Raw genomic sequence first — 12,214 nt, forward strand, 5'->3', positions numbered from 1 at the left:
TCGGCGGCCCGCTTTGTCAGCGAACTGACAGAACGCGGCAGACGAACTGTCAGTACGTCCCCTAACCCCTCAGCCCGAGGAGGCGGAACCTGGTGCACCGCCTCAACGTGCACCGCCTCAACTGCATGACCCCCCTCACAGTTGGAGTCGCCATGTCGCCCGCCCAGCCAACTGTCGAAGCCACCCTCATGACGGACCACCTGCGGCACTGGGCCAGGCACCGGCCGCAGCAACGCGCCTTCAGTCACGTCGACTTCCCCGGCAGCGCCCCCACGGGACGGCACCGCACCCTCGGCTGGCGCGCCCTCGACGCCCGCGCCAGAGCCGTCGCCGACCACCTCGCCACGATCGCGTCCCCCGGCGAACGGGCCGCACTCGTCCTGCCGCAAGGGCTCGACTACGCGGCCGGATTCCTCGGCTGCCTGTACGCCCGTGTCATCGCCGTGCCCCTTTTCGGCCCCGGGCTGCCGGGCCACGAAGGAAGACTCGCGGGCGTCCTCGCCGACTGCGAACCCGCGTGCCTGCTCACCGACTCCGCCACGGCACCCTCAGTACGCGCCTTCGTACGGGACCGCGAACTGCCGGACCTGCCAGTCGTCCCTCTCGACCAACTGCACGCCCCCGGCACGGGATTCGAGGCCACGGACGACCCGCAAGCGCGGCCCGAGCCCGACGACATCGCGTACCTCCAGTACACCTCCGGCTCCACCCGCAGCCCCGCCGGCGTGATGATCAGCCATGCCAATGTCGTCGCCAACGCCCGTCAGGCCATCGACGCGTTCGTCGCCGACCCGCGGACCACCACGACGGTCGGCTGGCTGCCGCTCTTCCACGACATGGGCCTGGTCCTCAGCATCGCCGCCCCCGTGGTCGGCGGCTTCCCATCCGTCCTCATGGACCCCGCCGACTTCCTCCAGGACCCCTCCCGCTGGCTGCGCCTCCTCGGCTCGTACGAGGGGACCGTCAGCGCCGCCCCGAACTTCGCCTACGACTACTGCGTGGCACGTACGGATCCGGCGCTGGCCGACGAGCTGGACCTGGACCGCGTACGGGTGCTCATCAACGGCAGTGAGCCGGTGCGCGCGGAGACGGTGGACCGCTTCCGCACCAGGTTCGCGGCCGCCGGACTCGACCCCGCGGCGCACTGCCCGGCGTACGGACTGGCGGAGGCCACGGTCTTCGTGACCGCGGACGCTCTGGACGCGGCGCCCTCGGCCATGGACTGCGACGCCGACGCCCTCGAGGAGGGACGCGTCGAGGAGGCGCCGGATGCGGCGACGGCCGTCGTGCTCGTCTCCTGCGGGACGCCCGTCGGGCAGGAGGTGCGGATCGTCAGCGCGGACGGTGCCGTACTCCCGGAAGGGCGGGTCGGCGAGATCCAGGTGCGCGGGCCGAACGTCGGGCTCGGCTACTGGAAGCGCGCCGAACTCTCCGCCGAGACCTTCGGCTTCGGCGCGACGGGCGACTGGCTGCGCACCGGCGATCTCGGCGCCCTGCATCAGGGGCGGCTCCTCGTCACCGGGCGGCACAAGGACGTGATCATCGTGGACGGGCGCAACCACTACCCCCAGGACATCGAGCAGACCGTACAGACGGCCGTCTCCCTGGTCCGTCGCGACCGGCTCGCCGCGTTCGGCGTCACCCGGCCGGACGGCACGGGCGAGGAACTCGTCGTGATCGCGGAACACCGCCGTGACACCGAACCGACGGCCGAGGACGCCCGCGCGGCCGAACGCACCGCACGCGCCACCGTCTCCACCCGCCACGGCCTGCGCCTTGGCACCCTGCTCCTCGTCCCACCCGGCTCCGTGCCCCGCACCAGCAGCGGCAAGGTCTCCCGGACGGCGACCCGGAGCCGGTTCCTCGAAGAAGGATTCGGCACCCGATGACCGCGTCCCGTACGGCGATCCGCGCCCTGGTGACAGAACGGCTCAACACCTGGTACGGCCTCGCCCCCTCCGACCTCCCCGACGACCTGCCCCTCGCCGAGACCGGCCTCACCTCCCGCGACGCGGTAGCGCTGACAGCCGCCCTGAGCGAACTCTCCGGCCGCCGCCTCCCGAACACGTTCCTGTGGGACGCCCCGACGATCGACGCGGTGGTGACGCGACTGACGGAGGACGCGGATCCGGTGGGCCGGGCCGAGGCGCCGGCCCCCGACGGAGCTCCGGCCGCGCCTCCGCCGACGCCGGGGGGCCCGCCGTCAGGCGACGCGCTGCTCGCGGCTGCCAGCGGCTGGGCGCCGGACGGGGCGGCAGCGGACGGCCGCACGCCGGGCGTACCGACCAAAGGCCACGGGCCCGGCACGGCGGCTCACACCGCGCGCGTCGCCGACGGCGCCGCAGCTCCGGCAACCAGTGCACCGCTCGCGGCAGCGGACGGCCGGATGGCGGGCGTAGCGGCCGACGGTCATGGGGCAGACGCGACGCCTGCCGGCAGTCCAATGCCGAGCGGGGAGGCCGAGGGCCGCGCGCCAGGTGCCCCAACCGCCCGCCCCACGCCCGGTGCCGGCGCCCACGCCCTGCGTGTCGCGGACGGCCGCGGAGCCCCGACCCCCGTCGCCGTCATCGGCCTCGGCTGCCGGCTCCCCGGCGGGGTCCGCTCGCCGCAGGCGTACTGGCGGCTTCTCGCCGAGGGGCGGGATGCCGTGGGCACGGTTCCGTACGGGCGGTGGGAAGCCTTCGTGCGGCACCCGGCGCGGTTGCCGGGCGACGTGAGTCCGCACGGGGCCTTTCTCGGTGGCATCGACGAGATCGCCGGGTTCGACGCAGAGTTCTTCGGGATCGCCGGGCACGAGGCCGTCGCCATGGACCCCCAGCACCGCATGCTCCTCGAAGTCGCCCGCGAGGCCCTCGATCACGCGGCCCTGCCCGTGCCCGCGCTCGCCGGCAGCCGCACCGGCGTCTTCGTCGGCATCAGCGGCAACGAATACGCCCACCTCACCACCGCCGACCCCGGCGCCGTGGACGCCTGGACCGCCACCGGCGCCTCCCTGAGCATCGCCGCGGGCCGCCTGTCGTACGCCCTCGACCTGCGCGGGCCCAGCATGTCCGTCGACACCGCGTGCTCGTCATCACTGGTCGCGGTGCATCACGCGGTACGGAGCCTGGTGAGCGGCGAGAGCGACACGGCGCTCGCCGCCGGGGCGAACCTGCTGCTGAGCCCCGCCGTCACCCTCGGCCTCCAGCGCGCGGGCGCCCTCGCCCCGGACGGCCGGTGCAAGGCGTTCGACGCGGAGGCCGACGGCATCGTACGCGGCGAGGGCTGCGGCGTGGTCGTACTGAAACGTCTCGCCGACGCCGAACGCGACGGCGACCGTGTCCTGGCGGTCATCCACGCGACAGCCGTCAACTCCGACGGCCGCTCCAACGGGCTGACCGCCCCGAACGCCGAAGCCCAACGCGCCCTCCTCGCCGAGGCGCACCCCGACCCCACGACCGTCGACTACGTCGAGGCGCACGGCACCGGCACCGCCCTCGGCGACCCCATCGAGGCGAGCGCTCTCGGCGCCGTACTCGGCCGGGGCCGCCCCGCGGACCAGCCCCTGCTGATCGGCTCCGCCAAGACGAACCTCGGGCACCTGGAAGCCGCGGCGGGCATCGCGGGCCTGATCAAAACCGTACTGGCGCTGCACCACGGCGAGATCCCCGGCCAGCTCCACTTCACCCGCCAGGGCCCGCACGCCGACCTCGACGCACTCGGCCTGCGCGTGGTCACCACCCCGGAACCCTGGCCCCGCTACTCGGGCACGGCGACCGCAGGCGTCTCCGCCTTCGGCTTCGGCGGCACGAACGCCCATGTCGTCCTCGCCGACCACAGACCGGCCCGTCGGGCGAGCAGTGTGCCGGAGCGTCCCCGGCTCCTGCTGCTCGACGGGCCCACCAAGGAAAGGGTGCGGTCGTACGCGGCTGAGCTCGCGGCCTGGCTGAACACCCCCGGCAGCCGACGCGTACGCGACGCCGACCTCGCCCGCACCCTGGCCGGCCGCATCGGCCGCGGCCGGCACCGCGCGGCCCTCGTCACCCGCGACCGCGCGGAGACGGTCACCGCGCTCACTCGCCTCGCCACCGGCGCCCCCTCTCCGCACCTGATCACGGCGGAGGGGACACCGGGCGGCCCCGGCCCGGTCTGGGTCTTCTCCGGCTACGGCTCCCAGTGGCCCGGCATGGGCGGCCAACTCCTCGTCACGGAAGGAAAGTTCGCCGCAACTGTCGACCGCCTGGAACCACTGCTGCGCGAACACGCAGGCGTCTCCCTGCGCGCCGGGCTCCGCGCAGACGCCGACCTGTCGACCCCCGCCACCGTCATGCCCGTGCTGTACGGCATCCAGGTCGCCCTCGCCGAACTGTGGCGCTCGTACGGCCTCGAACCCGCCGCCGTCATCGGCCACTCCCTGGGCGAGATCGCCGCGGCGGTCGTCTCCGGAGCCCTCGACGAGGCCACCGGTGCCCGCATCGTCGCCGTACGCTCCCGGCTGCTGGACGGGCTCACCGGCGGAGCCATGGCCGTCGTGGACCTTCCGGCCACTGAAATCCCCGTACTGGCCAGGGAGTTGCGCACACTTGATGTCGCCGTACACGCCTCGCCGGTGCAGTGTGTGGTCACCGGATCGGCCGAGGACGTCACCGCCCTGGTCGCCCGGGTGAACGGCGACGGCGGCTTCGCCCGTGCGCTGGGCGTGTCCGGAGCCGGTCACTCGCCCGAAGTGGAGCCGCTACTGGGGGAGTTCACCCGTGAGCTGGGCGAGATCCGGCAATCCGCAGAAGCCCTCCACTGCCGCCGCTATTCCACCGTGCTCGACGACCCCCGCGAGGTCGCGCCCGCCGACACGGCGTACTGGGCGGCCAATCTGCGCAACCCCGTCCGCTTCACCCAGGCCGTACGCGCGGCGGCCGAGGACGGACACCGCGTTTTCGTCGAAGTCGCCCCGCACGCGACGCAGTTGCACCCCCTGACGGAAACCCTGCGCGCGGCAGGTGCCGAGGATTCCCTGGTCGTCCCCACCCTGCGCCGCGACACCGACGACGCGCTCACCTTCCGCACCTCGCTCGCCACCCTCCTCGTGCACGGCGTACGGACAGCCCGGCCGCGTGAACGCCTGCACCCCGAGGGGCGCATCGTGGACGTACCGGCGCCGCGCTGGCGGCACCGCAGGTTCTGGGTGGGGGAGGAGACGGCGGCGGGCCCGGCCGAGCCCCAGGCCGGGTCCACCGACCGCGCCATGAGTCCCGTCGAACGGCTGCGGCTGTGCGTGGCCGGAGTGATGGGGTACAGCCCAGAACACATCGATCCCGACACGCCGTTGACCGACCTCGGCCTGGACTCGCTCACGGCCGTGCGCATCCGTGCCGTCGTGCAGCGGGAGTTCGATGTCGAGGTCGAGCCCGGCGTGCTGCTGAAACAGGGGACTCTGCGGAGGGTCGCCCAACTGCTCGTGGGCGACGTGGACTTGCGGCACCCGGCTTTCCCCGTACGAGCGCGACCCGTCGCCTCCGATCACCTCCGTGCCTTTCCTGCCACCGGCCCGCACACCCCCCTCTTCCTGGCCCACGCCGCCGGCGGATCCGCTGACGTCTACGACCGGTTGGCCGCACGCCTCGACGGCGACCGCCCGGTCCACGGCTTCGACCGGCTGCCGGACCCCGACGATGTGCCGGGCCGGGCCGCCGAGTTCGCCAGGCGCATACGCGAGGTCCGCCCCAACGGACCCTGGGCTGTGGGCGGTTGGTCGTACGGCGGTGTCCTCGCCCAGGAGGCGGCCCGGCTCCTGTCCCCGCACGGCACCGTCACCTCCCTCGTCCTGATCGACTCGGTACTGCCGCTGCCGAGCCAGCTCACCGCCACCGAGCGGGCCGTGCGCCACTTCCAGGACTTCGCCGCGTACGTGGAACGCACCTACGGCACCCGCCTCGACCTGCCGTACGACGAACTCGCCGGGCTCGACGATTCGGACCGGATCGACCTCGTCCTCAAGGTGCTGGGCGACATCGTCGAGCTGCCGGATTCCGTACTGGAGCACCAGCGCACCTCGTACCTGGACCTCCGCAGCGGCGAACGCCACACGCCCGGGCCCCACACCGGCCGCACCCTCCTCTACCGCGCGAGTGAGCCCGCCCCGCACACGGTCCGCGACCCCCGCTACGAACGCGACGACCAGGCGCTCGGCTGGGACGCCCACTGCACCGACCTCACCGTCGTCCCGCTGCCCGGCCACCACCTGTCACTGCTCGACCCACCGGTCGTCGACGTACTCGCCGGACTGCTGACACGCGATCTGCGGGACTTCTGAAGGACTCCTGAAGGGACTTCACCCATGCCGCGTCCGATACCGCGTTCACAGCGCCGCTGCGCCCTCGCCATCGCGCTCACAACCACTCTGCTCGGCACGGGAGTTGTGCTCGCCCCGCAGTCGTCCGCGGCGCCCACGGCGGCGACCGTGGCAGACGCGGACGGCGCCGCCATCGTGGGAGAGAACTGGCTGGACGCCCGCACCGTCGACCTCACGATCGACTCCCCGGCCGTCGGCGCCGCCCTGCCCGTACGCGTGATCCTGCCGACGCGTTACGCCGCGCAGCCGGACCGCACCTGGCCCGTCCTCTACCTCCTCCAGGGCGCCCACGACGACTACACGTCCTGGACCCGGGAGACGGACGTCGCCGACTTCCTGGCGGACAAGGACGTCCTCACCGTGATGCCCGCCTCGGGCCCCACCGGCATCCCCACCGACTGGTGGAACAACGGCAGCGCCGACGCGCCGGACTACGAGACGTTCCAAGTCGACGAACTGATGGGGCTGCTGGCGCAGAGGTTCAGAGCCGGCACCAAGCGTGCCGTGGCCGGTGTCTCCACCGGCGGCTATGGAGCCTTCGCCTTCGCCGCGCGGCACCCCGGCACCTTCGGGGCGGCAGCCTCGTACAGCGGGATCCTCGACACCACCGCCTTCGGCATGCCCACCGTCCTCAACGCGATTGTCGCTCGCGAACAGCTGCCGCCCCTGACCCTGTGGGGCAGCCCGTTGTTCCAGCGCGACAACTGGACCCGGCACAACCCCTACGCACAGGCGCGTCACCTCAAGGGCACCAAGCTGTACGTCTCCCAGGGCAGCGGACTGCCCAGCGATGACTTCGGCAACCTCGAAGGTGCGGTGCTCGAAGGCGTCCTCTGGTCCCAGGCGCGCCGATTCGCAAGGCAGTTGGAGGCTCTGAACATCCCGGCCCAGACGCACTTCTACAACGGGGGAGTGCACAACTGGCCGAACTGGCGGCAGGAGTTCAAGGCCTCGTGGCCGACGCTCGCAGCGGGCCTCGGCCTGCGCTGACCTCTCAAGGCCCCACCAAGGAGGAAACATGGACGCGCTGGCCCAGGCCGTGGTGGCGGGAGCCGCCCGTGCCGAACTGGAGCAGCTGCCCGTACCTGGTCACTACACGGCCGCTCATCTGCGGGCGGAGGACGTGGACAGCTTCACGGGATTCACCGAAGCCGACGACAAGGACGTCCGCAAGTCCATCCACATCGGCTCCGTACCGATGCCCGAACTCGCCCCGAACGAGGTGCTGGTGGCCGTCATGGCGAGCGGCATCAACTACAACACCGTCTGGTCGGCGATGTTCGAACCCATCCCGACCTTCACCTTCCTGAAGCACTTCGGCCGCCAGGACCGATGGGCGGCCCGGCACGACCAGCCGTTCCATGTGATCGGCTCGGACGCGTCCGGGGTCGTCGTGCGCACCGGATCGGGCGTGCGCCGCTGGCAGGTCGGCGACCGGGTCGTGGTGAGCCCGGTGTACGTGGACGAGGAGGATCCGGCGACCCACGCCGACGGCATGCTGGGTTCGGGCATGCTGGCGTGGGGCTTCGAGACCAACTACGGGGGCCTTGCCCACTACTGCGTGGCCCGGACCAGCCAACTCCTGCCGAAACCGGCCCACTTGAGCTGGGAAGAGGCGGCCTCGAATCCGCTGTGCGCGGGCACGGCGTACCGCATGCTGGTCAGCGACCGGGGCGCCCGGATGACGCAGGGCGATGTGGTGCTGATCTGGGGAGCGGCCGGCGGGCTCGGGGCGTACGCCGTCCAACTCGTCCGTAACGGAGGCGGTATCGCCGTCGGCGTCGTCAGCAGCGAGCGGAAGGCGGAGTACGCCCGCCGGCTGGGCTGTCATGTGGTGATCAACCGCGAGGAGATCGGGCTCACCAGCAGCGAGGCACCGGCCGATCCAACCGTGGTCGGCAAGCGGCTCGGGAAACTGATCCGGGCCGCGACGGGCGAGGACCCGCATATCGTCTTCGAGCACGTCGGCCGGGCCACCTTCGGTGTCTCCGTCTTCGTCGTACGGCGTGGTGGCGCGGTCGTGACCTGCGGATCCAGTACGGGCTATCAGCACGAGTTCGACAACCGCTACCTGTGGATGCGCCTCAAGCGCGTCATCGGCAGCCACGGCTCCAACCTGCAGGAACAGGCCGCCGTCGGCCGCCTCCTGGACCTCGGCCACCTCACCCCGGCGCTCACCGTGACCTACCCCCTCACCGCGACGGCGGAGGCCGCCCGTCTGGTCCAGAGCAACGACCATCTGGGCAAGGTCGGCGTCCTCTCCCTGGCGCCCGCTCCCGGCCTCGGAGTGAGTGACTCCGAGCGCCGGGAGCTCCTCAGGGCGGGGGCGTGAGCAGTCAGACGGGCTGCTCCGCGTTGCCCTGCGTTCTCTTCGGCACCCTCAGTTGCGGCGTCATCGAGAGTTTGTCCGGCTTGACCGTGACGATGGCCTGCGGGCGTGGGGGAGGCGATGTCAGGGTCAGGCGCCAGCGCTGGACGATGGTGGCCAGGACGATGAGGAGTTCGGTCCAGGCGAACTCCTCGCCGATACACTTGCGGCGGCCGTCGCCGAAGGCGAGGAACGAGGTGCGGCTGATGCTCTTGGCGCGCTCCGGCTCCCAGCGGTCCGGGTCGAAGGCCGTGGGGTCCGCGTAGACGGCGGGGTCGTGCTGGTGGACGTACGGGCTGTAGACGACGTCCGCACCCTCGGGGATCGGGTGTCCGTCGAGGACGACCTGGCGCGTGGTCGTGCGTGTGACGAGCCAGGCGGGGCCGTACATGCGCATGGCTTCCTTGAGGACGCTGCGCATGTACGGCAGTGAGCCCAGGTCCTCCTGACGCAGCGGCCGGTCGCCGCACACGGCGTCGAGCTCGTCGTGCAGCCGCCGCTCGATCTCCGCGTTCCGGCTGATCTCGTACAGGGTCCACGCGAGTGTCGTCCCCGTGGTCTCGATGGCCCCGGTGAGGAGCGTGATCGCCTCGTCCTGGAGCTGCTGGCGTGAGAGGGGGCCCGTCTCGGGGTCGTCGGCGGTGAGGAGGGTGGAGAAGAGGCCGCCTTCGGGCGAGTTGCCTGTTGAGCTGCCTGTCGGGCTGTCCGTCGAGCCGCCCGCGTGCGCGGGACAGCCCGCGGGTGGCCCGGCCGACGTGTCCGGCTCCGCGGCCAGTTGGGCGCGGTGATGGTCGATGGCCTGGTCGATGAGCGCCCGCAGGCGCGCGACCCGCCGCTCGTGCGCGCGGTTCGCGGGCAGCGGCAGCTTCGTCACCCAGCCCGGCAGGATGGTCTGCCGGATCGTGCCGCGCATGATCGCCGGCATGAGGCTCTGGAACTCCCCCTCGACGTGCCCCGGCAGTCCCGAACCGAAGAGCGCCACGAGGAAGGTCGACAGCGTCAGATCGTTCATGTCTTCGTACGTGTCCCGCGCGACCCCCTCCGCCCACCTCTCGGTCGTGGCCCGTACGTGCCTGATCATGACGTCGCCCCGGGTGGCGATGTGTGCCTTGTTGAACATGGGCTGCATCAGCCGCCGGTGCTTCAGGTGCAGGTCGCCGTCGGCGATCGTGGCGAGCCCGTCGCCGAAGAACACCCGCAGCGCATCGATGATCTTGCCGCCCTTGGCGAACGCGTCGACCTCCGTCACCAGCACCCGGCGGGTGACGGCCGGATCGGTGACCACATAGGCAGCGGTAGGTCCTATCAGGATCTTGACGACGCTGCCCTGACTACGCAGCGAGTCCATGAACTCCAGGGGACGTCTGGCCAGTTGGTGTCCGTGCCCGATCAAGGGCAGGCGACCGGGTGCGGTGGGAGCCGCCGCGGAAGTACCTGACATGCCGCTCATCGGTACATCTCCTCAAGGTCAACCAGGGGGGGGCTTGGGGCGATCATGAAATGCATGCCCATGTGTCCCATGGCGTATCCGCGGCTCGTGTCACACCGCCGAGAGGGGTCGGAGTGGCGAGTAAAGGGATTTGTCGACTCGAACGTCCCAGGTCAAAGCGTGGTGAAAGCCTTATGGATGTGGGTCGGGAGGTTGATCCCCAGGAGATCAGACCCGATAAGGTTCCTTGTGGCGCGGCGAGTTGGCGCGGCAGCACTCCGTTGTCGCTCGCTGTCCACGCATGCCCGTTGCGCGGTTGACCGCCGCTCGACGAGTGCGTCCCCGAGCTTCTCCCGCCCCTTGTTCGACCATGTTGCTTCGAAGGATGCAGATGGAACTTGCCACTCCGCCACCGGCGGCGCGGGCTCCGGTCTCCTGGTACGGCTGGTGGCTGCTGCCCCTCGCCCTGGGCACCGGGACCGTGGTCGCCGCCGTCGCGGGATCCGATCAGACCCGAATACCCGCGATCGTCGCCGGGGCGCTGGCGACGACGGCAAGTGCCTTCTGCGTACGTTTACTTGTTCGCTCCCAGCGCCAACTGCGCAGTAGCGCAGGTGAGTTCCGGAACGCGCAGGCCGAGCACTCCCAGCAGTGGCAGCAGCATGTGGCCGGCCTGGAGCGGAAGTACGCCGCCGAGCGCTCGGCCCACGACGCGCAGCTGGCCGAGCAGGCCCAGGTGTACGAGGCGCGGACCGCCGAGCAGGCCCAGGCCTGGCAGGTGCAGTTGGACCGACAGCAGGCCGCCGTGGCTCTGCTCGCGGACACCCAGCTGCCGGACGCGCTGAAGCGGCTGCGCAGCGGTGAGGCCATCGACGACGTCCTGCCCACCGTCAACCAGTGCGCGGAGGTCAGCCCCGACCTGCGGGCCGAGTTGCGCAAGGTGCTCAGGACCGCGCTGATCGGCGTGGAGGAGGAGTTCAACCGCTCCACCTCGGCCGAACAGGCCGTCATCAGCATCGGCAGCCGTATCCACGTGCTCACCAGCAAGCTGCGCGGACGTCTGCACGAGATGCAGGGCGAGCACGGCAGGCTGCCCGCCGTGGCCCAGGGACTGATGGAACTCGACCAGGAGATCGGCCCCGCCGACTGTCTGGCCGCGAGCATCGGCGTGCTCGGCGGCTCGGACCGGCCCGGCCGGCAGTGGCAGGAACCGCAACGGCTGCTCAGCGTGGTCCGCGGCGGCATCGGCCGGATCAAGGACTTCGACCGTGTCCAGGTCCGGCATCTGCCCGAACTCGGCGTCGACGGCGGCCTCGTGGACCACCTCACGCTGGTCTTCGCCCACCTCCTCGACAACGCGGCGCGCTATTCGCCGCCCACCGAGCCCGTGGTCGTCTCCGGCAAGGAGGTGCCCAACGGCGTCGGCATCGAGATCCAGGACTCGGGCAAGGGACTGAACGAGGAGAAGAAGCGGGAGGCGCTCCAGGCGCTCGAGGGCGAAGCCGCCGGCCCCGGTCTCGGCGGTGTGTCCGAGGACGCCCATCTCGGCCTCCGCGTGGTGGGGGCCCTGGCCCGCCGCTACGGCATCAGGGTCACGTTCGCGGACTCGCCCTGGCTCGGCACCTCGGTCGTACTGGTGGTACCCCACAAGTACTTCAGCCCGTTGCCTGCCGTCACGGCTCCGGCTCCGGCCGCCCAGGTCGCCGCCCCGGCCGCGACGAGCACCGAGGCGGCTGTGCCCGAGTCCGCTCCGGACTCCGCCGAAGAAGCCGGGGACACCACACCCGGCGGTCTGCCCCGGCGCCGCAAGCGAGCGGAGTCCGCCCGGCTGAAGCCGGTCGAGCGCGACGAAGACGAGTCGGCGATGTCCGAGGACACGGCCTCGCACGCCGTGCCGCCGGACGCGTCCTTCACCGGCCTGGCCGCTTTCGCCACCGCCGGGCGCGAGCCGACCGCCGGAGACGAGCCGACCGCCGGAGACGAGCCGACCGCCGGACGCGAGTCCACCGCGGGACGCGAGTCCACCGCGGGACGCGAGTCCACCGCGGGACGCGAGTCCACCGAGCACCGCACTGAAGAGAGCGACTAG

Annotated in this window: 6 protein-coding genes; 5 read left to right on the forward strand and 1 reads right to left on the reverse strand. The window is 71.7% G+C overall.

What is annotated here, in order from left to right; genetic code table 11:
- The first annotated feature begins 92 nt into the window (after nucleotides 1-92).
- From ACFYO0_RS02275 to ccrA, 4 genes are read left to right on the forward strand one after another with little or no spacing between them, the layout of a single operon-like run.
- Nucleotides 93-1,889: a fatty acyl-AMP ligase gene (locus ACFYO0_RS02275; RefSeq protein WP_388669237.1), complete on the forward strand. Its 1,797-nt coding sequence runs from the start codon at nucleotides 93-95 to the stop codon at nucleotides 1,887-1,889.
- Nucleotides 1,886-6,289, forward strand: a complete 4,404-nt coding sequence (locus tag ACFYO0_RS02280; RefSeq protein WP_388669240.1) for a beta-ketoacyl synthase N-terminal-like domain-containing protein — start codon at nucleotides 1,886-1,888, stop codon at nucleotides 6,287-6,289. Before ACFYO0_RS02275 ends, ACFYO0_RS02280 begins: the two co-directional genes overlap by 4 nt.
- Nucleotides 6,290-6,313: 24 nt before the next feature.
- Nucleotides 6,314-7,318, forward strand: a complete 1,005-nt coding sequence (locus tag ACFYO0_RS02285; protein WP_388669243.1) for an alpha/beta hydrolase — start codon at nucleotides 6,314-6,316, stop codon at nucleotides 7,316-7,318.
- 28 nt (nucleotides 7,319-7,346) lie between these two features.
- Nucleotides 7,347-8,660, forward strand: a complete 1,314-nt coding sequence (gene ccrA, locus ACFYO0_RS02290) for a crotonyl-CoA carboxylase/reductase (protein ID WP_388669246.1) — start codon at nucleotides 7,347-7,349, stop codon at nucleotides 8,658-8,660.
- Nucleotides 8,661-8,664: 4 nt separating this feature from the next.
- On the opposite strand, the gene ACFYO0_RS02295 is transcribed toward ccrA, so the two are convergent.
- The gene (locus ACFYO0_RS02295; RefSeq protein ID WP_388669249.1) at nucleotides 8,665-10,146 is read right to left on the reverse strand and encodes a cytochrome P450; all 1,482 of its coding nucleotides are present in this window, start codon (nucleotides 10,144-10,146) and stop codon (nucleotides 8,665-8,667) included.
- A 370-nt stretch (nucleotides 10,147-10,516) separates the two neighbouring features.
- Between ACFYO0_RS02295 and ACFYO0_RS02300 the strand changes: the two genes are divergently transcribed.
- The gene (locus tag ACFYO0_RS02300) at nucleotides 10,517-12,214 is read left to right on the forward strand and encodes a sensor histidine kinase (RefSeq protein WP_388669252.1); all 1,698 of its coding nucleotides are present in this window, start codon (nucleotides 10,517-10,519) and stop codon (nucleotides 12,212-12,214) included.

The organism is Streptomyces sp. NPDC006365 (assembly GCF_042870755.1).
Lineage (GTDB): Bacteria > Actinomycetota > Actinomycetes > Streptomycetales > Streptomycetaceae > Streptomyces > Streptomyces xiangluensis.

What these genes read in the sequence shown, in the direction of transcription:
- ACFYO0_RS02280 (WP_388669240.1), top strand. Translation starts at nt 1,886, where the DNA reads ATGACCGCGTCCCGTACGGCGATCCGCGCCCTGGTGACAGAACGGCTC.
- ACFYO0_RS02285 (WP_388669243.1), top strand. Translation starts at nt 6,314, where the DNA reads ATGCCGCGTCCGATACCGCGTTCACAGCGCCGCTGCGCCCTCGCCATC.
- ccrA (WP_388669246.1), top strand. Translation starts at nt 7,347, where the DNA reads ATGGACGCGCTGGCCCAGGCCGTGGTGGCGGGAGCCGCCCGTGCCGAA.
- ACFYO0_RS02295 (WP_388669249.1), bottom strand. Translation starts at nt 10,146, where the DNA reads ATGAGCGGCATGTCAGGTACTTCCGCGGCGGCTCCCACCGCACCCGGT.
- ACFYO0_RS02300 (WP_388669252.1), top strand. Translation starts at nt 10,517, where the DNA reads ATGGAACTTGCCACTCCGCCACCGGCGGCGCGGGCTCCGGTCTCCTGG.